Raw genomic sequence first — 25,176 nt, 5'->3', positions numbered from 1 at the left:
CCGCTCCCGGCCCGGCCCGGGCCCGGCTCAACTCCGATGCGGACGAAACTTCTCCGGCCGGATCACCCGCACCTCGGTGCTGTACACGATGGCCGCAAAACGTGTCAGAAACTCCGCCGCCAGCCGCTCCGTCAACAGCCGGGCCGTCTCCTCCGGAACAATGATCTCCACCTGGATGTTGCCGAACTCCTCGATGTCGGCCGGGCGATCCCCCTTCGACCCGGCGCCCTCAACCGGGAAGAGCGTGTAGCCATGGATGCCCAGTTGCCGCAACAGTTCCAACAACGGAGTCCGGGCCAGCGCCTCGCAGACCACCGTCACCAGCGTCATGGAATGCCCGTTCATCAGAAGCCTCCCAGAAACCACCGGATCATCTGCGCATAAAGCGGCAGCCCCAGGGTCACGTTGAAGGGAAACGTCACCGCAAGCGAGGCCGTCAGGTAGAGCGTGGGATTCGCCTCGGGCAGGGCCAGACGCATCGCCGCGGGCGCCGCAATGTAGGATGCACTCGCCGCCAGAACCCCCATCAGAAATGCGCCTCCGGGGCTGAGCCCCGTCCAGTGTCCCACCCAAAGCCCCAGCACCGCGTGCGCCACGGGCATCACCACCCCGAACACCGCCAGGGCGGGCCCCACCTTCCGCAAATCGCCCAACCGCCGCGCCGCCACCATCCCCATCTCAAACAGGAACAACGTCAGCAACCCTTGAAACGGCGTGACGAACAAACCCTCGGTCATCTCCAGACCTCGTCGCCCGCACACCGCGCCGGCCAGCAGCGATCCCACCAGCAGAAAGACACTCCGGCCCAACAACGCCTCGTGCGCCAGACGACGCCATTCCCGGCCCGTCAATCCCCCGTGTCGCGTGGCCCACCGCCCCAGCAGGACCCCCACCACAATGGCCGGCGACTCCATCACCGCCAGAAAGGCACTGGCGTATCCCTCGAACGGAACGCCCAGATCCTTCAGATACTGCACGGCCGTCACGAAGGTCACCGCGCTGACCGACCCGTAATGTGCACCAATCGCGGCCGCGTCCACTGCAGACAGACGCAATCCCACACGCAACACCACATAACACCACAACGGGATCACCGTCCCCATCGCCATCGCTGCCAGGCCGGGCAGCCAGACCTCCCGCAACCCCGCCTCCGCCAACGCCACACCCCCCTTGAACCCGATCGCCAGCAGCAGGTAGGTGCTCAACCCCACGTAAACCGGCTCCGGCAGACGCAAATCGGTTCGGAGCAAAACCGACAGCAACCCCAGCGCAAAAAACAGGATCGGGGGCGAGGCCAGATTCAGCCGGACACTCTCCCAGAACTCCATCACCCGCCAGCTTGCAGATTGCGATTCTTGGCGCGCGACTCGCGTGCCATTCGGGTCCGGTACCGGTGCAACCGCGCGCGCAACCGGTCGTCTTGAACGGCCAGAATGCGCACCGCCAGCAGACCCGCATTGCGCGCATTACCAATGGCCACCGTGGCCACCGGCACCCCCGCCGGCATCTGCACAATGGACAACAGCGAGTCCAGCCCGTGCAACGCCTGCGTCAATACCGGCACTCCGATCACGGGCAACACGGTGTGACTGGCCACCATGCCCGGCAGATGCGCCGCACCGCCCGCACCGGCGATGATCACCCGCAACCCGCGCGCCTCGGCCGTCTTGCCGTACCGGGCCATGTCATCCGGCGTGCGGTGAGCCGAAACCACCCGCACCTCGTGCGGGACACCGAACTCTTCCAGTACCTCGACGGCGCCCTTCAAGGTCGGCCAGTCGGAATCGCTTCCCATGATGATCCCCACCAGGGGCCTGCCGGACGATGCTCCCGCCATGTTGGCAACCTCAGTCGTCGAGATGCAGATCCGTCACCGCACCCAGGGAGGCCGAGCTGACCGTGTGCGCGTATTTGGCCAGTACGCCGCGACGATAACGGGGCCGCGGCCGACGCCACCGGACCCGCCGTGACGCCAGTTCAGCCTCCGGCACCTCCAGCGTAAGCGTCCGGCGCACGGCATCAATGACAATCCGATCCCCGTTCTTCACAAGGGCCAGCGGTCCTCCCACAAACGCCTCGGGACTGATGTGCCCGACGACGAATCCGTGGGTCCCTCCCGAGAAACGTCCGTCCGTGATCAACGCCACCTTGGCGCCCAGGCCCTGGCCCATGATCGCCGAAGTGGGCCCCAGCATCTCGCGCATGCCCGGTCCCCCTTTCGGCCCCTCGTAACGGATCACCACCACGTCGCCCTCCCGGATGCGCCGGCCCAAAATGGCCCGCATGGCATCCTCCTCCGAGTCGAACACACGGGCGCGTCCCTCAAACCGAAGCCCCTCCTTGCCGGTGATCTTGGCCACCGCCCCTTCGGGCGCCAGGTTGCCCCGCAGGATGACCAGGTGGCTGTCAGGTTTGATCGGCCGATCCAGGGGCCGCACGATCTCCTGCCCATCGGGATAATCTCCGACCTCCTTCAGATCCTCCGCCAACGTGCGCCCGGTCACCGTGACACAATCCCCGTGCAACAGCCCCGCATCCAACAGCCGCTTCATCAAGGGCCGGATCCCGCCGATCGCCACCAGGTCACTCATCGAATAACGGCCGCTCGGCTTCAAATCCGCCACCACGGGCACGCGCCGCCCGATCCGCTCAAAATCCCTCAAACTCAGCCGCACACCCGCCGCATGCGCCATGGCCAACAAATGCAGCACGGCGTTGGTCGAACCGCCCAGTGCGATGACCACGGTGATGGCATTCTCGAAAGCCGGCCGGGTCATGATGTCCCGCGGCTTCAATCCCAGCCGCAACAGGTTCACCACGGCCTCCCCCGCGCGGCGGGCGTCCTCCCTCTTGGCGGGTGATACGGCGTTCTGCGCCGAGCTGTTGGGCAGGCTCATGCCCAGCGCTTCAATGGCGCTGGCCATCGTGTTGGCCGTGTACATCCCTCCACAAGAACCGGGCCCCGGGATAGCATGACGCTCGATGGCCTCCAGTTCCTGATCCGTGATCCGGCCGGCCGCGCGCGCCCCGACAGCCTCGAATACCGACACGATGTCCACCTTGCGCTCCGAACCGGGCAGACATCCCGGCAGGATGGTCCCCCCGTACACGAACACCGCCGGACGGTTCAACCGCGCAATGGCAATCATGCAGCCCGGCATGTTCTTGTCACACCCACCCAGCGCCACCAAACCGTCCATCCCCTGGCACGCCACCACGGTCTCAATCGAATCGGCAATGACCTCCCGCGAGACCAGGGAATACTTCATCCCCTCGGTCCCCATGGAAATCCCGTCCGAGATGGTGATCGTGTTAAAGATCAACCCCTTGCCTCCGGCCCGCTCCACACCGGCCGCCGCAGCCCGGGCCAGTTCATCCAGATGCATGTTACAGGGCGTCACCATGCTCCAGGTCGACGCAATGCCGATCACCGGCCGCCTGAAATCCTCCGGGCCGAAGCCCAGCGGATACAGCATCGCGCGGCTCGGCGCACGCTCCAGCCCGTCCAGGACTCGAGCCGACCAGGGTCGGGGTAGCTCCGCCATCATTCACACCTCCTGCGGATCTTCGCCAAAACGGATGGCCCGGGCCGCCGCCGCAGCCCGTTCCAAGGCCTCCTCCACCGCCGCAGCCAGGGCGGTCACATGCCCCATCTTCCGCCCGGGCGCACACCGCGACTTGCCATAAAGGTGGACATGCACCCCGGGGATGGCCAACGCCTGCTCGAGCCCGCGCACCCTGCCGCTGCCCGCCGTTCGCCCCAGCAGGTTCACCATCGCGGCTGCGGGCGCCCGCATGCGCGGCGATCCCAAGGGCCAACCCAGCACCGCCCGCACGTGGTTCTCGAACTGCGAACACTCGCAGGCCTCGATGGTGTAATGCCCGGAGTTGTGCACCCGCGGCGCCAGCTCGTTGATCCAAAGGCCCCCCTCGGCATCCAAGAACATTTCCACGCCGAACGTCCCCACACCACCCACGCATTCCACAGCAGCCTGCGCCAGCTCCGCCGCACGGGCTGCCAACGGCCCACCCAGCCGCGCCGGTGCCAACACATGATGGCAAATGTGGTTCCGTTGCACCGTCTCCACCACGGGATAAACCACCGAACGCCCGTCCCGCCCGCGTGTCACCTGCACGGCGATTTCCCGATCAAAAGGACAAAACGCCTCCACGTACAGCGCCCGACCCGAGGGACCACCCAGACGGCGCCAAGCCTCCTCCGCGTCCTCCGGCCCCTGAAGCGTTGCGTTGCCCTTGCCATCGTAACCATGGCAACGCGCCTTCAGCACAACCGGCCACCCCCAGGACGCACCCCGTGTCCGGATCTCCTCCGGCCCGGCCACCGGTGCAAACGCCGGCACCGGCAGACCCGCATCCGCCAGCGTCGTCTTCTGCAAAAACTTGTCGCGAATCCGCCGCATCGTGGCAAAACCCGGAAGCACCGTCCGACCCCGGGCTGCCAACGCCTCGATCGTGCCGTCCGGAATGAATTCGTTCTCCAGGGTCACCACGCCCTCCGCACCCACCGCCGACACCACCGCCCGCACGTCTTCCCAGGAAGGGACCGTGGTGACCGGCGCCACCCACGCAGCCGGACAGTCCGCGTGCGTTTCCACACATCGAACCCGGCACCCCAACGGCATGGCCGCCAACGCCAGCATCCGGGCCAGCTGCCCTCCTCCGAGGATCACCAGGCACGGTGCCCCGGTCCCCTCCAAACAGGCCGCTTTCACCTGCTCGCCAGTCACCGCAAGGCCTTCTGCACGCATGCGCCACCGTCGTCGCAACCGCCGCGTCGGGTCTCCCCGGAAACGCGCGAGACGCGCCGCCCGCAATGGCCGGGTCCGCTCAAGCCGCCGGCATCAGCTTCTCAAAATCACCGACCGTCCCACCGTCCAGACAACACGTGATGATCTCCCGCCCCAGCGGGTCCAGGTCGGGCACCTGAAACTCCCTCAGGCACTTCTCGAAAAACCGGCGCAGGATCGCCGCACCCCGGTCGTAGGCCTGCTCCCCCACCTCGGGCTGGGTCTCCACCTGCAGGAACCACCGGGCAATCAACACGCCCTCCACTTGAAGCTGATGCAGAACGTAACCCAGCAAGGGACAGCGGGCCTGCCGCAACTGATCGGGACGGAATCTGGCCGGGCCGCGCCGCGCCAGATATTCCCGCGCGATCCACTGCGGCATGAAACCGACCTTCCACGCGCCAATGTGCTGGTTGGGAACCAGAATGTGCCGCGTCTTCGGACTGTCCAGGAACTGCCGCAGCAACAGGTTCGCCTGGTCCACCTTCCGCCCGGTGGCAAACGGCCAGTAGGAACCCACGCCCTCACTGGACATCCCCTCGGTATCCACGATGCTCGGGTTGGCATGCCCCCGCGGCGAAACCAACCGCCAGAGCCACGCCAGCGCGGGCGGCAGGATGTGAAACAGACCGATGATGCCATAGGTCGGCTTCTCGCGCGTGCACGGCGGCGTTCGCACGCCAAAACTGCGGATGTCCACCGTCACCGGCCCCTCCACCACGCCCGGATAGATCTTGCGCGGCAGGATCACACGCGGGTTCGGACACCGCACCCCGGGAGCATCCTCGATGTGTTCCCAGATCAACGCCCGGCTGCGCGGCACCGCGTCAATGTTCAGAAACAACAGCGGCACCGGTGGTTCGGCACACAGTTTCTCCAGATGCACGTCGGTGCCGTAATGCTCGATGTGGTTGACCCGCACGAACCAGGCGCTCTCCGCATCCATCAGCGTGAGCTTGCCCTCGCCCGACTGCACCGAGGGATGACAGAGCGCCATGTCATCCGTGACCGCCCGCAGCTCGCAAGCCCGCGGAATCTGCAGGTACCGCCGTTCGCCCGTCACGATGTTCTCGCCCAGCAACAAGCGGCCGTCCGGCTCCCGGTGCATGTGCTCCAACATCTCGCTCTTGCCGCCGCCGCTGGCGCCCTCGTGCATGATGGTCACCACGTTGTCATACGGCGTGATCACCTGCACCGTCGAGCAATGGTTGGTGACCCAGCCCTCCCTTTCGCCCAGGCCGAGCAGCACGCCGTAGATGCCCTTCTTCGCACTGGGACCGGGATAAAGGTTGTACGAAAACAGTTCGTGCAACCCGTCCCGCCGGTTGTGCACCACCACCTGACGCCCGTTGAAATGAGTGTGCCGGAAGGGAGGCGCCACGTAGATCACCGCCCGGGGACGGAACGTGCCGGGGACCTCGTCCTTCCTGAGAATGCCCTGCAGCAAGGCCAGACCCAGGGCGAAGAACCCCGCGTTCGCCGGCGCAATGACCAGCGCGTCCAATCCTGTCTCGAGTCCGCCCGCGTGAAAACCGAACATAGCCAGCTCCTGCCGCTTCAGCCATTCGAACGTCTCCTGGCGCACCGGTTCGAACGGCCGGCCAAACCGCTGCTGGAAGGTCGGCTTGTCCGTCGGTGTGTCGTCCCCGATGACCATGCAATCGGGATCCCTCCGCCGCATGTACGGCTCCGGATAGTTGGCCACGATCCCGTTGCGCACCCGGGCCACCGTGGCCTCCACCACACGGCCCCGCCCGGGAACCTCATACGCCACCTCGAAGTAATCCGAGCCCGGCCCGCCACAGGCCAGCTCGATCAATTCCTCCGTACTCCCGGCGATGATCAGCCGGGGACACGCCTCCAAAATCTCCACCGCCTCAGCCGGTGGATGGTAGATCTCGAACTCTCGCATCAATCGCACTTCCCTTCCAAACCTTCGATTCGCCTCGGACCACCCTCCGGATGGTCCACGCTCGTGTTCCCTGCGGACACACCTCGGCCTCGGATCGGCACCGGGAGCCGGTCGCCCACCCAGGGTTCCTGGGATCACCACCACACCCTCCGCCGACAAGCGTGTCGGGCCGGGACCGGCCCGAACCGTAGAACACCCCGACCGGCCCTGTCAAGGCAGCCCGCCCGCCCCGGCCGTCACTCCCATTCGATCGTCCCCGGCGGTTTGCTCGTGATGTCGAACACCACCCGGTTGATTCCCTTCACCTCATTGGTGATCCGGGTGGAGATCCGTTCCAACAGCTCGTAGGGGAGCTTCACCCAGTCGGCGGTCATCCCGTCCTGCGATTCCACCACCCGCACCGCCGCGGTCCATTCATAGGTCCGTTCGTCCCCCTGCACCCCCACGCTGCGCACCGGCAGCAGCACGGCAAACGCCTGCCACACCTTCTCATACCAGCCGCTCCGCTTCATCTCCTCCAGCACGATGGTGTCGGCCTGCCGCAGCACCTCCAGCTTTTCCGCCGTCACTTCACCCAAACACCGCACCGCCAGACCCGGCCCCGGAAACGGATGCCGCCAGAGAATCTCCCGCGGCAAACCCAGCGCCTCACCCAGACGGCGAACCTCGTCCTTGAACAGGCAGCGCAACGGTTCGATCAGTTCGAACCGCATCCGCTTCGGCAGCCCGCCCACGTTGTGATGGCTCTTGATCAGCGCCGCCGGGTTGCCTCCGATCGGCACGGACTCGATCACATCCGGATACAACGTCCCCTGGGCCAGGAACCGCGCCGGACCGGCCTTCCGTGTCGCAGCCTCGAACACCTCGATGAACGTGCGTCCGATGATCTTCCGCTTCTGCTCCGGGTCCGTCACGCCCCGCAGCCGCCGCAAAAAGAGCTCGCCCGCATCCTCGTACTGCAGCCGCATCCGGAAATGCCGGCCAAAGACCTCCTGCACACGCTCCGCCTCCCGCGCCCGCAGCAGGCCGTTGTTCACGAAGATGCACGTCAACTGATCCCCCACGGCCCGGTGCAACAACGCGGCCGCCACGCTCGAATCCACACCGCCGCTCAAACCCAACAACACCCGTTCGGATCCCACCCGCGCCCGGATTTCCTGCACCGCCTGCTCCAGATAATTCTGCATCGTCCAGGCACGGCCGCACCCGCAAATCCGGTGAACGAAGTTGGCCAGAATCTCCCGCCCCCGCGGGGTGTGAACCACCTCCGGGTGAAATTGCAGTCCGTAAAACCTCCTGCGCGGATGCTCGATGGCCGCGTAGGGCGAGTTGTCCGTCGTTGCCACCACCACGAAACCCCGCGGCAACCGCGTCAAACGGTCGCCGTGCGAGTTCCAAACCTGCAGCCGCCCGGGCAATCCACGAAACAGCGGGCAATCTCGGCGCCGGATCTCCAGCGTGCCCTTGCCATACTCGCGCCTCTGGCCCGGTTCCACCCGCCCGCCCAGGGTCTGTGCCATCACCTGCAGGCCGTAGCAGATCCCCAGAATCGGGACACCCAGGTCGAAAATCCCAGGGTCCGGCATGGGTGCGCCGGCGTCGTACACGCTGGCCGGACCGCCCGAAAGGATCAAACCCTTCGGCCGCATCTCCGCCAGCCGCGCAGCGGGAGTGTCGAACCTCACGATCTGGGAGTAAACCTCGCACTCCCGAACCCGGCGGGCGATGACCTGCGTGTACTGCGACCCGAAATCCAAAATCAGGACCTGATCCCGCATCGGCTCGGCCGGCTCGCCGGCCGCGGCAGATTCCCCAGCCGGTTGACGCACCCGCCGGCGCATCCCCGAGCCCTTCCCGGAATCCGCCACCCGCCCCTGCGACCGCCCGAAGCTATCCCGCGACTTCCCTCTCATTCCGCGGCTTCCATCTGCGGCACGGCCCTCCGTGCCAGAGGCGTCTCCCGCAACGCCACCTCCGCCTCCCGGCGGAACCACTCGTTGAACAGGTCGTTCATCCGCAGCCGCCGGAGATAGGCGGTGAACTGCGGGAGCTCCTTCTCCATCCGCGCCTGATCCAGCGGCATCCGATCCTGCACGTAGATCAACATCGCCCCGTCCCGCGTCGGCACCACCGGACTCACCTCACCCACCGGCGTGGCAAACGCCACCTGCTTGAACTGCGCCAACGGCAGGTCCTGCTCCACCTGCGGAAGCGAGCGCGTGCTCCACGAAAACGGCGGCAACAGAACCGGATGCAGGTTCGACGCCGTGCACACCTCTGCAAAGCTCCGCCCCTGGGCCAGCGCGTTGGTCAGGGCCGCCCGAAACTCCTCCGCCGCCTGTCGCGCCCGTTGGATGGCCTGTTCATACCGGTAATCGGTCAGCACCCGCGCAAAAATCCTCTCCAGCGGCGGCACCTCGCTCGGCAGCCGCTTCACGAACCCCAGTACATAAACCGCCTCCGGCCCCACCACCGGCGCGCTGAACGGATTGTCCTCCGACAACCGAAACGCCACCTGCGCGAACTCCGGCCCTCCGTCGAAACCTTGCGGCCCCTCCTCCAGCGTGAACGGCTCGAGCGTCCCCACCTCCAAACCCCGCTCGGCCGCCACGACCCGAAGGTTCTCAGGCCGCACCGGCTCGCGGTCGAACAAAACCGTCGCAAATTCGTTGGCCGCACGGCGTGCCAGCAACAGCGCCTGACGCCGAATCAATTCCTGCCGGATCTTCTGCCGCGCCTCATCCACCGTGGACCCGAACTGCACATAGTTCGTCCCCAACCGATCCAGGTTCACCTGCACAATCTCGTCCAGATTCGTCTGCGCCAATTCACTCTCCGCCGCCGCCAGATAGTTCGAGACGGGAAACGCCACGTAGCTCACCTGCACCCGCTCCGGAATGCGGTAACGTGCCATCTGATTGGTATAGAACTGCGCCACCGCCTGCGTGCTCACCGTCACCTGCGGCAGATAATTCAACGCCAGAAAGTTCACCGCCTGCACCGAAATCTCCTGGTGCTCCCGCTCGTACAGCCCCCGTGCCTCCGCCGGCGTCACCATCTGACCCGGCAGGGCGATCAACATCACCAGCGCCTGCAACGCCGCCTCGTGCCGCACGAACCGCTCGAAATCCTCCAACGTGAACTGCCGTGGCGCCAACACCTGCCGCACAAACGCCTCCAGGGAAACCGGCTGATTCTCCCCCGCAAACGCCCGCAGAATCTCCTGCGCCAGCCGCGCACTCACCGCCGGACTCACCTCCAGCCCCCGATCCCGCACCAACTGCAGCAAAAACAAGCGCGCATAAGCCTCCCGCTCCACGTCAAATCCGCTCTCCCGCCCGGCCGAGTCCGGCCATTCCCCCGTCCGCACCAGATAATGCAGCATCGCCTCCTTCTGCGCCGCCACCAACTTGTCCCGCGTGATCCGTTCCCCCCGGATCCGCCCGAACTCCGTCACCGGCGCCGGGCCGCCGAACTGCATCGAGGGATTGAAATAAATCACAAAGGCCACCACGGTCACCGCAATGATGATGACCCAGAGCCACGTCTGATGCTTGCGAATCGTCCCAAACATAACCCCGCACGTCCTGCAATTAGAGCCCGCACGCTATCGCCCGGCTTCCCCACGGTCAACCGAAATCCCCGCCCACCGCCGGTTTCCATTTGACCCGCAGCCCCCCGATCGCTCACATGACCCCATGCCGGTCCCGATCCCGAAACGAATCCCGCCGACAGCCTGGCTGGCGGTCACCGCCCTCACCGCCTTCACCGCCTGCCGCACGCCCCTGGTCAGCCCCGAACAACGCCGGGCCGCCTCAACCAAATGGGCCGCCGAACTCGCCGCCTTCGACGCCCGGGACACCGCTCACCCACCGGCCCCCGGCGCCACCCTCTTCGTCGGCAGCTCCAGCTTCCGACTCTGGCACGATCTGCCCCACGCCTTTCCCGACCGCCACGTCATCAATCGCGGCTTCGGCGGATCCCAGATGCACGAATTGCTCGCTCTGGCCGACCGACTCGTCTGGCGCTACGCACCCCGGGAGATCCTCGTTTACGAGGGCGACAATGACATCGCCACCGGCAAATCGCCCGAACAGTTCTTCCTCGAATTCAAAACGTTCGTCCGCGAAACCCACCGCCGACTGCCCCAGGCCCACATCTACTTCGTATCCATCAAACCCAGCCCCGCCCGCCAACACCTCTGGCCCCTGGCCCAACGCGCCAACCAAATGGTTCAAAACCTCGCCACCACCGACCCACAACTCACCTACATTGACGTCGCCACCCCCATGCTCGACCCCCAGGGCCGGCCCCGACCCGAACTGTTCGTTTCGGACCGACTCCACCTCAACCGTCAGGGCTACGCACTGTGGGCCGACCGCATTCGCCAGGCCCTGAACAGGCACCGAACCCCCGAACCCCACAACCCCGACTGACCGGCCAGGCACCCCCCGGGGCGGCAAATCCTGCAGGTAACCATGCCACCGCCCCCGCGACCATCCCAACCCTCCGCGCAAGCCACGGATGCACCGCTTGGAAGTGCGCACTTGAACCGTCCCTGCGGGGATCCTCACCCCGGACCACCACTCGCCTTCTGATCGAAAAGCTCCCGCGCCCGCGCGAACACTCAATCCCGGCCGCCCGCAGCCGATCCGGACACCCCTCCCCGATCCGCACGCCCTGACTCTCCTCCCGCCAACCCACGCACAACGAACAATGCCATCCGTTCATCCGCGTCCACCACACGATACCGGCCCAAAAACTCGCGCCACGCAGGGCTGTAGTCCTCATACGGCGGCAAAATCAGCGCCTCCGGTTCATACCTCCGCAACACCGCCAGCACGTCGGAGCCCGTAAACCCCGCCCCGTGCCGCCGCTTGAACGACAACACCCCGAGCTCCGGCGGGACCTTGTACCCCGCCTGAAACACGTACATCGCATCGTCCGAGTATGCCCATCGAATCCGGTCCCCGTACGACCTCAGCGTCCCCACCATGTGCATCTCCTCCACGCTCGGCACGGATCGCAGCTCGTGCACCTGGCGGACAAGCGCCCACCCGCCATGCACCCCCGCCAGCGCCAGCAAACCCGCCAACAAGGCCGTCCAACCCAGCGACCGAACCACCGCCACACCGGACCTCCCGCCCGCCAGCGCAGACCATGCCAGGCCGGCGACCTCCTTCAGCCCCACCGCGGCCAGCCAGGCCAACGGAAACACAAAGTGCAACTGATAGAACGCCCAGTACGGCCGATTCACAAGATGCGCCACGGTCACCGTGGCCAACCAGGTGAAAGGCAGCAGGACCGTGCCGGAGCAACCCCGCGCCCATCGCAGCCCCACACCCAGCAAGGCCGGCACCCCCGCATATCCCAGAAACCAGAACGTCATCCAGGAGAACCTCGTGCCCCCGCCCATCCCGGCCATCTCACGGGTCCTCCCGGCGAAGTGCACCCCCAGCAACTGCGTCACCGTCATGGCCGGGTGCAATGCCCAGACCAGCCCCACCACCGCCGCCAGACCCGCCAACCAGCAGACCATCCACCACACAACCCTCCCGCGCGCCTCCCGCCACCGGCCCCGTGCCAGCCGCAGCCCCTCCAACGCCATCGCAGGCAACAACAACCCTGCCGTCAGCTTCGTCATCCACGCCGCTCCCGCCAATACGCCGGCCCCCGCGAAATCTGCCCATGTACCCCGCTCCCACCCCCGCACCCAGAAAAACGTCGCCATCATCCCCAACGCAAAGGCCGGCATCTCCAGCATGCACGACAACCCCAGCTCCAAAAACGGCGGCAACAGAAAGAGAAAAAGCGTCGCGACCGCCGCCGTGCCCGGCCCTTCCCTGCGCTCCACCAGTGCAAAAAACGACACCAACAGGCCCGCCGTAAACAGCACCGTCAAAAGCCGCCCCGCCAGAGCCGTCGGCCCGGTCCACCGGAACAACGTGCCCAGCAACATCGTGTGCAGCGGCGGTTGATCGTTCCAAACCTCGCTGTACAACCGATGCCCGTCGCTGTACAACCGCCCCTTCGTGAATTCGAACGCCTCGTCCGCCCCGATCCGAAACGCCGTGCGCAACGGAAAGACCGTCACCGCAACCACGCACCACACCACCGCCACCAGCATCGGCCACGCAAGCCGGCGGATCGCCACCTTCCCACCGCCGGGCCCGCACCCACTCTCCCTGCCAACCGTCATGACGCCCTCCGGCACCCCTCCCGGACCTCAGCCGCCGCCCGCCGAACCGGCCCCATCCCCGCCCGGTTCCAAGTTCGACCGCGCCTGCCGCCACGCGTGCGCTCCCAGCAGCAGGCTCGCACCCAGAAAGGTCCCCCACGCCATCCACCCCAGCAACACCGACCACGCACCCTCCTCGAACGGCAGATCCCGCACCACCGGCCCCAGGCAGGGACAGTCGTACCCTTTGAACCCGCTGAGTTTCAGCAGCCCGCGGTACATCAACCAGCACGCCGCCAGTCCGTGGATCAACGCCACCTTCCGCCACAAGCGCCCGCCCCAAACCGCATAAGCCGCCACCGCCCATTCCGCGCACGCCCCCAGCACCAACAGGTTCCGATTCGGCACCTGAAACACAGGATCGCGCCATCGCAGAACCGGGTCCCCCTGCAGGACCGATATCATCTTCAGCGTCGCCGTCAGCCACAGCAGACCCGCCAACACGCGCACAAACCAGCCCGCCCACTCCTCCAGGCGCCCCGTCCCCGCCGACGCCTCCGGCGCACCTGCGACCACGTTACCGTCTCTTCTCGTTGAACCGTTCATAGCCGCCTGACGGCTCTGCACAAATCCGCCTGCAGCCGGGGACGGTCGCAGCATTCCCGGCGGTGGGGCCGGCAGCCCCCTCACCCACCGCCCGGCACCGACCCGGCCCGGCTCTGCCGCCTCAGCCGCCACACCCAGTACCCCACCCCGTACAGTACCACCAACAACCCAAACGCAGCCCACACCGTCCAACGCGACAACTGCGCCGGCTTCTCCTCCTCGAAAATCCCCTGCAACGCCTTCACAAACCGTGCCTCGTTCGTCTGCCACCACTCCCGGTGCGTCCGATACACCAGCGGCTTCCCGTCATTCATCGAAGCAGCACGATGATCGGTCACCTGATACAATGCACCAAGAGCGGGACGACCCGTGATTCGCCGTTTCAATTCCGTCACCTGTTCGACCTCGCCCTCAAGAATGCTGCCGACCTGGATCCTGCCTGTTCGTGGATCCATTGCCGGGCTAAACCATGTGTAGCGGAATTTGCGAGGGATCATCCGGCCGTCGAACCTCCACAAGTCCACGACTTCGTAGACCATGTTCGTGAAGCCCTTGTCGAAAGGTGGCGGAAACACGAACCTTGGCAGGTTCGGGCCCCTGCTTGCATGGCCGGGATGCATCCACACCAGACTCATCAAAAGGTCCGTCTGCCGTGGATTGTGCGCCCAATAGATCTGCACAGCCTCGTCCGGTTCATACGGATTCCGGATAAAAAAACGGGCGTCAATGGGGCTCGGCTGATTGCTTCTGAAAAAGTCCCCTCCGCAAAACGCGAGCCAAAGCAGATGCACATCCCAGAACATCCACCTGGGAACCGGCCCAGCCCACACCTCGCCCCACTGCGGCGTGAGGCCCCGCCGGGCCTGCTCCAGTTCAGCCCGCCAGGTCTCCGAATTCGTGGCAATGTCAGGAGAAGGACTCAGGTCCTCGGGCCTCGAAAACAGCGCGATATAGATGTCCTGCCCGTCGCAGCCGGCCGTGTAGCGACTGAAGCCGCCGGGCGACGTCGTTTCGTAACCACGATCCACGACGATCAGCCAGCGCGGTCCATCACGCTCCAGGACGAACGAATAGACCCTCTCGGGCACACCCGGCGGGAGCGGGCGCACCGGCACATACCGATAGTGGCCCTCCACTTGGTACGATTGCCGCGTGTTCACACCTGCGGCTGCCGACGTAGCCAACAGGCAAAGCACCATCAGCACCATCACCAATTTCCCACAGCTGCCATCCCCCCGTTCTCTGTGAACCGCGCCGCGCATAACATGTCCACAATACGCAGAAAGGTCGTGCGCAGCCCTGGTGAGCGACTCCCACCTGCCTGACAGTCAAACGACCTCCAGCCGCGCCCAGACCTCAACTTGCCCGCTTGGCGTTCACCAATCGACTCCATTCCGTTTGTACCGTGCATCAGCCTGAGTTGCCTCCATCTGAACTCCCGTTGCGACAATTGGTACTGCTGCGTTCGACTGCTTGATTGCATTTGATCAACACGATCCTGGGGTTCTCACCGGCTCCGTAACAATAGTTGTAATACGGAGGGTCATAGCTGCGATTACAGTACACCTCAGTCCCGTTTGTCACAATGGGATAGGACGCTAACACATACGCCACATCTATTGCATTATTGTCGCAATCCCTTGTGCCACTGGTTCCCTTGCAGGTCTTGCGCTGGATCTGTCCCGGGCCGGTGATCTCACAACAGCCGTTACTGGGATCCCCAACCTGCGACGCATACCCGCACATCCCGTCATTCGTCGGCACCGGACACTGGGCCTGCAGCACCACGGCCGTGGCCGCCGCCCAGCCCATCAGACTCATCCTGGCATTCTTCGCTTTCATGCTCATCACTCGGTTTCATGAACACCTGCCGGCCGCACAAAGCAAGGACCGCCCCAACGGCTCCGCACCGGTCGCCCCACCGGCACCAGAACGACCGGAAATCCAACAGGACATCCACCCAACACCGCCGAAACACCCCGGAACAACAAAAAGCCCCACACGCCTCAGAGAGAGAGAGAGAGAGAGAGAGAGAGCAGCACCCCCCCGGCCAGCCCCCACGCCACCAGCCATGCCGCAGCGCCCTGGCACCAGAGCTTTCACACCGCCATGCATACACCATTCTGATGATCACGTCAATACCAGTTTCTGGCAGCCGCAACAGACCCACTCTCAACCCTCCAAAACCCACCGCCTCCCCAAACCCGCCGCCACCCGCCCCATGCCCCGCTCCGTCACCCCAACACCGGCAGGCACCCTCCTCAGCCCCAATCCCTACCACCCACCGCCCCGCCACTCATCCCCAAAAAACAGCGTTCCCCCAAACGAAAGCCCACCCTCTCCCACCCACCTCGGCCCACCCCAACCTCACCCACCGCCCGGCACCGACCCGGCTTGGCTCTGCCGCCTCAGCCGCCACACCCAGTACCCCACCCAGTACAGCACCACCAACAACCCAAACGCAGCCCACACCGTCCAACGCGACAACTGCGCCGGCTTCTCCTCCTCGAAAATCCCCTGCAACGCCTTCACAAACCGTGCCTCGTTCGTCTGCCACCACTCCCGGTGCGTCCGATACACCAGCGGCTTCCCGTCATTCATCGAAGCAGCACGATGATCGGTCACCTCGAAAAGCCGGTCCAACGGCGGCCGGCCAGACACACCGCCCCGTAGAGGTCGGATTTCATCAACGATGCCCTCATAGACCCGCCCGGAAGTCGCGTTTGTCGTCCCGGGAGCGTACCAAGGTAGGTACCCAGCCATCTCAAAGCGACGCGGCACCAGCGAACCACCCACCTGCGCGGTCTCCACCACCCGATACAGGAAACTCGTCAGCACCTTGTCATGGAACGGAGGCGCGTATGCCGTGAGCCGCTTCTGCTTCGCATCGTAAATGCCCAAACTCAATGTCCAGTACTCCGCAATCAGCAAGGGGTCTTTCTCGTGGAATCGCCATCCAATACGATTCTCAATCTTCAGCACAGGCCGGTCCGCGTAAAACCGCTCAAGAGCCTCCTCGGGAGTCATGGACCGCAACACTTCACCGGCGCAGAAGGCCATCCACAAGTGCCGAACCAGCCAGGAGTCCCGCCGCGGAATCACGCCCGGAGTCACCTCGGCCCCCTGCGGTAAAAGGCCTCGCCGCATTCTTTCGCGCTCCAGCTCCATCGCCGCCGGATTCGTGGCGACGTCCGGAGAAAACGACATCTCCTCCGGGCTGATGACGTGGGTCAGGTAACAGTCAACTCCGTCGCAGCCGTAGGTACGCACCCCCTTCAGCCCCGGGCTGTCCGAGCGCACGGTCATCAGCCATCGCTCGCCATCCACCCGAACGCTGAAATCGTACCTTGCCACCACCCTCCCCTGGAACTCGGGTTCCGCAGTGCCGGCTTTCTCCACCACATGGCCGACGGCTTCGAACGCCCTTCGCCCAGCGGCTCCATCCGCAGGTGCACCGCAGACCAGACAAACGGAAAGCACAATGCCCACGAGTCCCGATGCTTGAGGGCTGGTGTGGTCCGACTTCTTCATACTCACTCTCCAACAGGAGCACCGTGAACGCGACGGCCCACTCACCCAAGCGAGGCAGCGTTCCTCAGCCCCAACCCACCCACGACGCGCTCTCCCGCGCTGGCTCGCAACTCCCTCTACCATAACCTATTGGACACTTCAAAGCCGCGTGGCGCTTCAGAAGCCGACCCAGGCTACTTGTCGCACAGGTCGGGCTATTCATAACACAGGTTCACTGTCAATCGCCTTGCCTCCATCAAGACAACTCGCGACCTCCCCTGCACATGCGGACACACGCTACAAGTCCGATAAGGCACCCGGGCCTCGGTCACGTTTATCCAGCCACCTTTGCCCCCGTCGTGAGTCAGGCCCACTCGCCCATCATTGGCCCCCAAGGCGGGCTCTAATGTCGCGTGACTCGCACCCGGGTGGCCCGCCGTCTTACCCCGAGCTCCCATCTCTACAATTGGAACTACTCAGGCTGCGTGCACTGTTGCACCAAATCTCAACGGTTTCAGGATTGGCGCCGCTCGGCCCGCAGCCCCACGACGGCAATTTCCCATCGTCATCCAACCCGCAGTACCAGTCACCGGCTTGGTTGGTCCGCACAAAGTACTTGGTAAACGAATAAAGGTATCGTCGCGGCGTGTTCACGCAGTCGGTCGTGCCTCCACTACCCTTGCAGGTGACCCTTTGGATCTGTCCGGGGCCCGTAATGTCACAACATCCGTTGCTCGGATCTGCAACCTGCGACGCATACCCGCACATCCCGTCATTCGTCGGCACCGGACACTGGGCCTGCAGCACCACGGCCGTGGCCGCCGCCCAGCCCATCAGACTCATCCTGGCATTCTTCGCTTTCATGTTCGCTACTCGGTTTCATGAACACCTGCCGGCCGCACAAAGCAAGGACCGCCCCAACGGGCCCGCACCGGTCGCCCCACCGGCAACAGAACGACCGGAAATCCAACACGACGCCTCCCACAAGCCGCCGAAACACCCCGGAACAACAAAAAGCCCGACACGCCTCAAAGAGAGAGAGAGAGACAGCAGCACTCCCGGCCAGCGCCCCCACGCCACTAGCCATGCCGCAGCGCCCTGGCACCAGAGCTTTCACATAGTCATGCATACACCATTCTCATGATCACATCAAGACCAGTTTCTGGCAGCCGCAACAGATCCACTCTCAACCCTGCAAAACCCACCGACTCCCCAAACCCGCCGCCACCCGCCCCATGCCCCGCTCCGTCATCCCAACACCGGCAAGCACCCTCCTCAGCCCCCAATCCCTACCACCCACCGCCCCGCCACTCATCCCCAAAAGACAAAGTTCCCCCAAACGAAAGTCCACCCTCTCCCACCCACCTCGGCCCACCCCAACCTCACCCACCGCCAGGCACCGACCCGGCTTGGCTCTGCCGCCTCAGCCGCCACACCCAGTACCCCACCCAGTACAGCACCACCAACAACCCAAACGCAGCCCACACCGTCCAACGCGACAACTGCGCCGGCTTCTCCTCCTCGAAAATCCCCTGCAACGCCTTCACAAACCGTGCCTCGTTCGTCTGCCACCACTCCCGGTGCGTCCGATACACCAGCGGCTTCCCGTCATTCATCGAAGCAGCACGATGATCGGTCACCTGATACAACTGGCCAAGCGGGGGACGGCCGGCAAGCCTGCCCCGCAATGCCGTGGCTCGATGAACCTCACCAGCCATCCTCTCGGACGCCAGAATGCCACCAGTGGCCGGATCAATTTGTGCTTGAAACCACGTAAATCGAAACTTGGTGGGCACAATTGACCCCTTCACCTCCCTGGTCTCTAGGAGTTCATACAACATGTTCGTAAAACCCTTGTCAAAAGGTGGGGCAAACACGAACCTGGGTTTTCCAGGCCCCCGACTTGCATGCCCGGGATTCACCCGAGCCAGCCACAGCAACAGGTTTGTTTCCTTAGGATGGTATCCGCATCGCACGTCCACTGGTTCATTGGGTTCATACGGGTTAACCGTGAAAAAACGCATCCTCAGCGCGGGAGGTTCTGCCATCCTGAGGTGATGCCCGCCGACGTACACCAACCAAAGGAGATTCGCGTCCCATGGCAGCCAGGGCGGCACAGGCCCTGGAAAGACCTCAGCCCACTGTGGCAACAGACCACGACGCAGCTGCTCCTGAGCGGCGCGGAACGCTGCGCTGTTGGTCTGCTCGCCCGGTCCGGCGACCATGTCCTGCGGTTCCGTTACACGCGTTACATAGATGGCTGTGCCATCCCCGGCCACAATACACCGGCTGAAACCACCCGGCTCCGCCAAGCGCGACGCTCTTTCCATCTCCAAAAGCCAGCGGTCTCCGTCTACTTGCAGCCTGAACCGGTAGGCGATCGGCGCCGCTCCTCGGTCCACCTGCACAAGGGGAAAATAACGTGTCTCCCCTTCCACCTCGTAACCCGCTCCCACCGCTGCGCACCAATTGCCACCCAGCCACACAACAACGGCGACCACAAAAGGAATCTGCCGTTGTAGTCGAACCGTCCGTAGCGACAACCACGCGCTCCACGCGAGCCGAGAACGCGGAGCAAACACGTCGACCTTTGCGCAGGTGAACCACCAGCTTTTAGGCACCGCCTGCAGCACGTGCTTGGCTAGCGCGTTGATCACTGGCATAACCTCGAACAGGGCCACCTCCAACACATTCTCAACCACAGAGCCGCTCCAAGGCCAGCATGCGCTCGCTGAACGCTGTCCCTTTCTCATGACGCGCTCTTCAATGATCCACCGGACATCCCGCCTACCTGGGTCGACGGAGCTGCCACTCCAAGAGCTGCCTGCACCCGGCGCCCGAATCGGCACTCTCCGATCTGCGGCAGCGCCGACGCCACCTTGAGGCATCAGATGGCGTTAAGGTGCTACATGCCAGAGCCACCGCCTCCCGAGCTGGAACCCCGACACGCCGAGCTGAGCTGAATCGCTTGGTTACACCATATCACAATGACCTTTGGGTTCGGCTCACCGAAGCAATGGTTATAGGGCAACGGCCTTTCGTCCCGATTGCAATAGACCGACTCTCCGTTGGTCGCGACATTATAGCTCGCCAATACATATGAAAAAGGCTGCGCGTTATTAATGCATTCCCGGTCGCCTCCCGTTCCCTTGCAGGTCTTGCGCTGGATCTGCCCCGGTCCGGTCACCTCACAACACCCGTTGCTGGGGTCCCCGGTCTGCGACGCATACCCGCACATCCCGTCATTCGTCGGCACCGGACACTGGGCCTGCAGCACCACGGCCGTCGCAGCCGCTCAGCCCAGCAGACTCATCCTGGCATTCTTCCCTTTCATGTTCACCACTCGGTTTCATGAACACCTGCCGGCCGCACAAAGCAAGGGCCGCCCCAACGGCCCCGCACCGGTCGCCCCACCGGCAACAGAACGACCGGAAATCCAACACGACATCCACCCAACACCGCCGAAACACCCGGGAACAACAAAAAGCCCGACACGCCTCAGAGAGAGAGAGAGCAGCACCCCCCCGGCCAGCCCCCAACGCCACCAGCCATGCCGCAGCGCCCTGGCATCACGGTTTGCACAAAACGTCATATACGCCATCCTAATCGCTTCGTCAAGGACACGTGTTGATCGCCAGCATGTCATCCGTCTCATGCCGCCGTTCCATCGGCCGCCCGCTGAGCCGATACCGACGGCCGGTCAACCTGTCCCTCGCATGGCGCTTCCGGGTGCCGCACCCACTCCCGCACACACTGCCACGCCATGCGAGGTTCCCATGGCAGACCACGAACCGAACGGGTCCTTTTGCGATCGGTCGCCCCGTCTCCCACCCGCCGCCCGTCTGAACCACCGCTTGCGCCGGCAGCCGGAGGGGACCGCCTCCACCGACCTCTGCGAGTCCGACCTCCGGGCTGGCGAGCGAAGCGCCAGCCGCGTCACCCGTTGCCCGCCGGGTCCTGCTTCATCGGTGCCGGGAAGACACGGAGTTCACCACGGAGACACTGGGAGGATTTCAAAAACAAACCACGGAGCCACAGAGAACACAGAGATTTTCACAGATCAAAACAGGAGTGTTCCCACACAACTGACCTTGCCAATGGTTACCGGCCGGCCCTAACAGCCGAATCGCACGACAGGACAACAACCACCTTTTACGAACACGGCCCGATTCCGGCAGGCAACATGACCATGTCAAAGGAAAAGATGAAATGTCCGCGTTTCTCCTCTGTGCCCTCCGTGCCTCCGTGGTTGAACAAAAAGTTCTCCGTTCTTCGTGCCTCGGTGGTTCCTTTGAAAACGTCTGCCGTGTCCTCTCCGTGTCTTCGTGGTTGTTCAGCAATGTCGCGCAGAAGGGCACGGACGGGCGGGGCCTTTATGAAGGCCGGTGTCCATTCGCCAAAAAGACCGGGCGGTCCCTTGGGGACCGCCCGGCTGTGCTGCGACTTGCTGTTGTTTGGTTCTTGCCTCAGTTCCGGGCTCGATAGAACTTCGCGCCCGGAGAAATGGTCACCCGGTGGGGTGATGTGGCGCTCGGCACGTCCGTATACGGGCCGGTGACGTTGTCGGCCTGTTGCAAGGTGCCGGTGAACGTCAGGATGATGTCATTGCCGTCGCGTGCGATGGACAGCGTGGGCGGCGGTTGCACGGTCACGGCCCGATACGCCTTCAGGGAGTTGGGGTTGTTCGGGTCGTTGATCAGCACGCGGGTGCCGTCGGGCAACACGCTGAACCACTCGCAGTTGTCGCCGCCACCACCCTCGAAGTACATCAGGCGGAGCGGATACACGCCGGCCTGGGGCACGACAATGTCGAACACGGTGTCTGAGGAGCCCCGACCACCGTCGAAGTAACCGAGCGCACCCTCGGCGTCCCACGAGATCGGGATCGGATTGAGGGTGGCGATCACGTCGTTCGTCGCGGCTGCAGCGATGAGTTTGTTACCGTGCTCGAGCATGATCATCGCGGCCGGGATGTCCTGGTAACCCTCGGCGCCCACGCCCATTTCCGTCGGAATGGGCCCGTTATTGCCTGCGGCCGTGTCCACCTCATCGCGGTTGTTGACGACGATGACCGCAAGGGCGCCGGCCTGGAGGCAGTTGCGGATCTTGGCGCTGAACGAAACGCCGCCCCGCCGGCAGATGGCGATGTTGTTGGAGACAGCCGCGGCGTTGTTCAGCGGTCCATTGGCGAGGATGGGATCCGTCGGCACCAGTTTGCCGGTGATGGGCGCGTTGGTCAGCGGCCGGGCGGTACCGGCCGGTGCATGGATGGCGTAGTAACCACCGGCCACCGATGCAGGAGCACTGACCATGAGCGCCCCGTTCTTGGTGGGACGCTGGTGCCCTTCGGTAACCAGGAAACCGTCATCGCTGTTGACACCCAACCGATAAGCGCCCGCCTGCGGGAAGACCACCCACGTCAGGACCTCGACCGAGTAACCGGCCTTGGTGAGGAACTCGCTGTTGGGGATGTTCTGGTCGCTGAGGCCGGGCAGTCCGGGCGGGAACGAGTCGGGATAACCGTTGACGTCCCGGAAGTTGCCCTGTTGATTGGGCCCACCGGACCAGGGCATGCCGTCGAGCTCGCCGTTCCAGTTGACGAGTCCCGTGTATTCAAAATACCCGTTGATCATCTGGTTCTGGTTGGTGGCGCCGTTGGGCCGGAGGTAACCGGCCAGCAGCTGTTCGGCCGCGTAGATCCGGGTCAGCGGATACGCGCCGTCCCATTCACCCGCGGCCGTCCACCCGAAGATGGGCTTCCACGTCAGGACGCGGAAGCCGGGTTTGGAAGCGTCCTCGGAACCCGGTGGAAGCCGTTGAGACAGGGTCTTGTAGGGCGCGACTTGGAAGTTCCACGCGTATGCGTACTGCGTGCCGGCGCTGTCGGTGAACGCCAGCTGGACAAAGTTGGAAGATCCACTCGGCCAGTAGCCACCCGGACCCACGGGCGGGTGAGTAATGACCGTTGTGGCGCCCGAGGTGATGGTGGGGGTCAAAATATTACCGTTGACTTTCAGCGTAATGGAGCCGGGGTTGACAGTGGTGGCTCCGTTCGCCAATTCGATCCGGATGGTTCGCGCGGGGCTGACGTCCACGGCGTCCCGAACCGGTATGGCGGACTGGACATAACAGCCCACGCCCGTGGCCGAGGTCCATGCCTGAAGGGCCTGGGGCGTGGCGTTGCTGTTCACGAGGAACAAATTGGTCCCGTCACGGGTGTACCATTCCACGTTGAACCCACCGGCACGATTGTAGACGATGCCTCGAATCGGATAGACGCCCGGTTGGTCGACAATGATCCGTTGGGCGGTGCCTGCGTTCAGGCCCGTGGCGTTGCCGCGGCCTCCGTTGTAGAAGGAAATGACATCGCCCATGCGGTCGCGGGCATTTCGTGCGGTGGTCAGACGAAATCCGTCGTCGCTGTTGACGATCATCGTGTAGTCGCCCGCATTCGGGAAATAGACGTAGGCAAACCACTCGATGGTACCGTCGTCGGTGGACGCCTTGTCGGGATTGGACCCGAAGCCCAGGTCGGTAATCGCGTAGTCAGCGCCCTCCCAGAGACCAGCAAAACTGCCGCCTTGCTGGAAGTTTCCGTTGGGTGTTCCAATTGGACCGTTGTTCTGGTAGTCCAAGACGTCCGTGGAGGTTGGCAGGGTGCCGGTGATCAAGTTGGGACCCCACAGGCCGAGGATCTGTTCTTCGGTCCAATTCAGCTGATTGTCGCCACGGCTGTTCCGGTTTTGGGCCATGGTTTGGTAGATGGCGCCGAAGGCGATACCGCGCGGCTGGCCGGAGACAGCCGAGAGCGGCAGGGCATAATTCGTCGGCATGACGAAGTAACTGGGGGTAGCCACACTGGCCGTGCCGAGCAGGGACTGACCCAGATTGCTTTGGAACGCAACCTGCACAGTGTTCTGCGAACCGGCCGGCAACCGGTCGGGTCGGGTGTACACGACATGAAACTCGTTGCCCACACGGGTGACGCTAACGTTCGCGGTGACATCAGTACCGTTCCAGATCACCTGCGTGACGTTGGTGGCCTGGGCAGGCGGCGTGTCTTCGATGATCAGGGTCCACCCTCGCAGATCGTTATTGACGGTCAAAGACTTGATCACGGGTTCGATGGCCGGGGTGGTCTCCAGGGTGATGTTGTCGAAATGGACATTTTGGTTGTTGCCGCCGGTTCGTCCGGCGAGGATCAACCGGCCCTTGTGCACGCCGTAGTTCTCGAGCTGAAAGCCATCGAGGATCTTCCGGCCCTTCCAAGTGACGTACACCTTGTTATCGGCGGTCTTTTCAACTTCCAACCGGCACCATTCCAGATTGTAGTAGGTGCCGCCGTCGTTCAGCCAGGGGCCCGTCTGCATGGAGTTGGTCGCCTCGCAGCCGTTGCCATTGCGTTCGGGCATGGGAACCTGAATCAATGTCCGATCATCCACGCGCACGGCCACACCTTCGACGTCGGCGTTACCGGGTGTGTCCGGCAACAGGTTGCCCTGCCAGGCGTCGAATATGATCGCCACACCGGTCTTGGAGCCATTTTCGGCGTTCCCGCTGCCAAGGGGGCCCTGGGCTGTGGCGAGGTCGTCGCCCCCGGCATACCCGAACGAAATGCCGCGCCCGGTGTTGGGGTTCACGTATTGTACGATGTTGCTGAGGGCGGGATCGTTTTCGCGAACGTAGCTGATGCTGAAGCCGTCGGCGGGTCTTTCAGCAGTCCCGTTGCCGGCCCGGATGTCCATCGTCAGCTTGAAGGCCTTGACCGGCGCGCCGTTGTCAATATCCGGAAAGACCACGGCCAGGTTTCGGCTGCCCTGGGCGGGGGTCAGCTGAAGGAAGCCGCCGGTCGGTGGATTGCCATCGACGTACTGCTTCCAGCTTTCCGAGAAGATGGTGTTGTCGTCACCTGCCACGACGAGGTTGGCCAGTGAAGGATCGTTCCAATCGTCGAACGTCCACGTGATGGTGCCTGCACGCAGGCGGAGGGGGGACGCACTGAGCGCCACCGCGGCACCCAGGGCGAGGGTAAGCATTCGGGTTTGCATAGGACGAGTTTGATCTCGTTCAGGGTTGATTTTGGTTTTCGGACCCAGGTTCATGGCGAGCATAGCGGGGCCTCCCGTAAAGGCAAGGATTTTTTTTGAGCCCCGGCAAACTAG

The 25,176-nt window shown here is 64.1% G+C and carries 16 protein-coding genes; 1 reads left to right on the top strand and 15 read right to left on the bottom strand.

The window, feature by feature from the left end:
- Positions 1-27: 27 nt before the first annotated feature.
- From ACPDIX_RS09240 to ACPDIX_RS09205, 8 genes are all read right to left on the bottom strand, one after another.
- Positions 28-345, bottom strand: a complete 318-nt coding sequence (locus tag ACPDIX_RS09240; protein WP_423431500.1) for a P-II family nitrogen regulator — start codon at positions 343-345, stop codon at positions 28-30.
- Positions 345-1,328, bottom strand: a complete 984-nt coding sequence (locus ACPDIX_RS09235) for a sodium-dependent bicarbonate transport family permease (RefSeq protein ID WP_423431499.1) — start codon at positions 1,326-1,328, stop codon at positions 345-347. The genes ACPDIX_RS09240 and ACPDIX_RS09235 overlap by 1 nt, the downstream gene beginning before the upstream one ends.
- Entirely contained in the window at positions 1,328-1,837 is a 510-nt protein-coding gene (purE, locus tag ACPDIX_RS09230) for a 5-(carboxyamino)imidazole ribonucleotide mutase (protein ID WP_423431498.1), read from the bottom strand. Before purE ends, ACPDIX_RS09235 begins: the two co-directional genes overlap by 1 nt.
- Before the next feature lie 10 nt (positions 1,838-1,847).
- On the bottom strand, positions 1,848-3,545 hold the full coding sequence (gene ilvD, locus ACPDIX_RS09225) for a dihydroxy-acid dehydratase (RefSeq protein ID WP_423431497.1): 1,698 nt from the start codon (positions 3,543-3,545) through the stop codon (positions 1,848-1,850).
- A 3-nt stretch (positions 3,546-3,548) separates the two neighbouring features.
- On the bottom strand, positions 3,549-4,769 hold the full coding sequence (locus ACPDIX_RS09220) for a 5-(carboxyamino)imidazole ribonucleotide synthase (RefSeq protein ID WP_423431496.1): 1,221 nt from the start codon (positions 4,767-4,769) through the stop codon (positions 3,549-3,551).
- A 79-nt stretch (positions 4,770-4,848) separates the two neighbouring features.
- Positions 4,849-6,720: a DUF4914 family protein gene (locus tag ACPDIX_RS09215; RefSeq protein ID WP_423431629.1), complete on the bottom strand. Its 1,872-nt coding sequence runs from the start codon at positions 6,718-6,720 to the stop codon at positions 4,849-4,851.
- A gap of 236 nt (positions 6,721-6,956) precedes the next feature.
- Positions 6,957-8,498 (bottom strand): glutamine-hydrolyzing GMP synthase, encoded by a 1,542-nt coding sequence (guaA, locus tag ACPDIX_RS09210; protein WP_423431628.1) that lies wholly within the window; start codon positions 8,496-8,498, stop codon positions 6,957-6,959.
- A 131-nt stretch (positions 8,499-8,629) separates the two neighbouring features.
- On the bottom strand, positions 8,630-10,294 hold the full coding sequence (locus ACPDIX_RS09205; RefSeq protein ID WP_423431495.1) for a peptidylprolyl isomerase: 1,665 nt from the start codon (positions 10,292-10,294) through the stop codon (positions 8,630-8,632).
- 124 nt (positions 10,295-10,418) lie between these two features.
- Between ACPDIX_RS09205 and ACPDIX_RS09200 the strand changes: the two genes are divergently transcribed.
- Positions 10,419-11,156 carry an SGNH/GDSL hydrolase family protein gene (locus ACPDIX_RS09200; RefSeq protein WP_423431494.1) on the top strand — a complete coding sequence of 246 codons (738 nt, stop codon included), beginning with the start codon at positions 10,419-10,421 and terminating at the stop codon, positions 11,154-11,156.
- 191 nt (positions 11,157-11,347) lie between these two features.
- Here the strand turns inward: ACPDIX_RS09200 and ACPDIX_RS09195 are convergent, their stop codons facing one another.
- The 7 genes from ACPDIX_RS09195 to ACPDIX_RS09165 form a co-directional block, all read right to left on the bottom strand.
- Complete coding sequence (locus ACPDIX_RS09195) at positions 11,348-12,919, bottom strand: ArnT family glycosyltransferase (RefSeq protein ID WP_423431493.1); 1,572 nt, start codon at positions 12,917-12,919, stop codon at positions 11,348-11,350.
- Between the two features lie 27 nt (positions 12,920-12,946).
- Positions 12,947-13,504, bottom strand: coding sequence for a hypothetical protein (locus tag ACPDIX_RS09190; protein ID WP_423431492.1), 558 nt, complete (start codon positions 13,502-13,504; stop codon positions 12,947-12,949).
- 80 nt (positions 13,505-13,584) lie between these two features.
- Positions 13,585-14,712 (bottom strand): hypothetical protein, encoded by a 1,128-nt coding sequence (locus ACPDIX_RS09185; RefSeq protein WP_423431491.1) that lies wholly within the window; start codon positions 14,710-14,712, stop codon positions 13,585-13,587.
- Positions 14,713-15,871: 1,159 nt separating this feature from the next.
- Entirely contained in the window at positions 15,872-17,035 is a 1,164-nt protein-coding gene (locus ACPDIX_RS09180) for a hypothetical protein (protein WP_423431490.1), read from the bottom strand.
- A 420-nt stretch (positions 17,036-17,455) separates the two neighbouring features.
- Entirely contained in the window at positions 17,456-17,878 is a 423-nt protein-coding gene (locus tag ACPDIX_RS09175) for a hypothetical protein (protein ID WP_423431489.1), read from the bottom strand.
- A gap of 518 nt (positions 17,879-18,396) precedes the next feature.
- Positions 18,397-19,704: a hypothetical protein gene (locus ACPDIX_RS09170; RefSeq protein ID WP_423431488.1), complete on the bottom strand. Its 1,308-nt coding sequence runs from the start codon at positions 19,702-19,704 to the stop codon at positions 18,397-18,399.
- A gap of 1,776 nt (positions 19,705-21,480) precedes the next feature.
- Positions 21,481-25,062 (bottom strand): PA domain-containing protein, encoded by a 3,582-nt coding sequence (locus tag ACPDIX_RS09165; RefSeq protein ID WP_423431487.1) that lies wholly within the window; start codon positions 25,060-25,062, stop codon positions 21,481-21,483.
- Between the last annotated feature and the right edge of the window lie 114 nt (positions 25,063-25,176).

The organism is Limisphaera sp. 4302-co (genome assembly GCF_049537155.1).
Taxonomy (GTDB): Bacteria; Verrucomicrobiota; Verrucomicrobiia; order Limisphaerales; family Limisphaeraceae; genus Limisphaera.
The sequence above is the reverse complement of the archived record's forward strand: the minus strand, read 5'-3'. Positions and strand labels throughout refer to the sequence as shown.

Coding starts and splice junctions, on each gene's coding strand:
- ACPDIX_RS09240 (WP_423431500.1), bottom strand. CDS start 345: ATGAACGGGCATTCCATGACGCTGGTGACGGTGGTCTGCGAGGCGCTG.
- ACPDIX_RS09235 (WP_423431499.1), bottom strand. CDS start 1,328: ATGGAGTTCTGGGAGAGTGTCCGGCTGAATCTGGCCTCGCCCCCGATC.
- purE (WP_423431498.1), bottom strand. CDS start 1,837: ATGGCGGGAGCATCGTCCGGCAGGCCCCTGGTGGGGATCATCATGGGA.
- ilvD (WP_423431497.1), bottom strand. CDS start 3,545: ATGGCGGAGCTACCCCGACCCTGGTCGGCTCGAGTCCTGGACGGGCTG.
- ACPDIX_RS09220 (WP_423431496.1), bottom strand. CDS start 4,769: ATGCGTGCAGAAGGCCTTGCGGTGACTGGCGAGCAGGTGAAAGCGGCC.
- ACPDIX_RS09215 (WP_423431629.1), bottom strand. CDS start 6,720: ATGCGAGAGTTCGAGATCTACCATCCACCGGCTGAGGCGGTGGAGATT.
- guaA (WP_423431628.1), bottom strand. CDS start 8,498: ATGCGGGATCAGGTCCTGATTTTGGATTTCGGGTCGCAGTACACGCAG.
- ACPDIX_RS09205 (WP_423431495.1), bottom strand. CDS start 10,294: ATGTTTGGGACGATTCGCAAGCATCAGACGTGGCTCTGGGTCATCATC.
- ACPDIX_RS09200 (WP_423431494.1), top strand. CDS start 10,419: ATGCCGGTCCCGATCCCGAAACGAATCCCGCCGACAGCCTGGCTGGCG.
- ACPDIX_RS09195 (WP_423431493.1), bottom strand. CDS start 12,919: ATGACGGTTGGCAGGGAGAGTGGGTGCGGGCCCGGCGGTGGGAAGGTG.
- ACPDIX_RS09190 (WP_423431492.1), bottom strand. CDS start 13,504: ATGAACGGTTCAACGAGAAGAGACGGTAACGTGGTCGCAGGTGCGCCG.
- ACPDIX_RS09185 (WP_423431491.1), bottom strand. CDS start 14,712: ATGGTGCTGATGGTGCTTTGCCTGTTGGCTACGTCGGCAGCCGCAGGT.
- ACPDIX_RS09180 (WP_423431490.1), bottom strand. CDS start 17,035: ATGAAGAAGTCGGACCACACCAGCCCTCAAGCATCGGGACTCGTGGGC.
- ACPDIX_RS09175 (WP_423431489.1), bottom strand. CDS start 17,878: ATGAAAGCGAAGAATGCCAGGATGAGTCTGATGGGCTGGGCGGCGGCC.
- ACPDIX_RS09165 (WP_423431487.1), bottom strand. CDS start 25,062: ATGCAAACCCGAATGCTTACCCTCGCCCTGGGTGCCGCGGTGGCGCTC.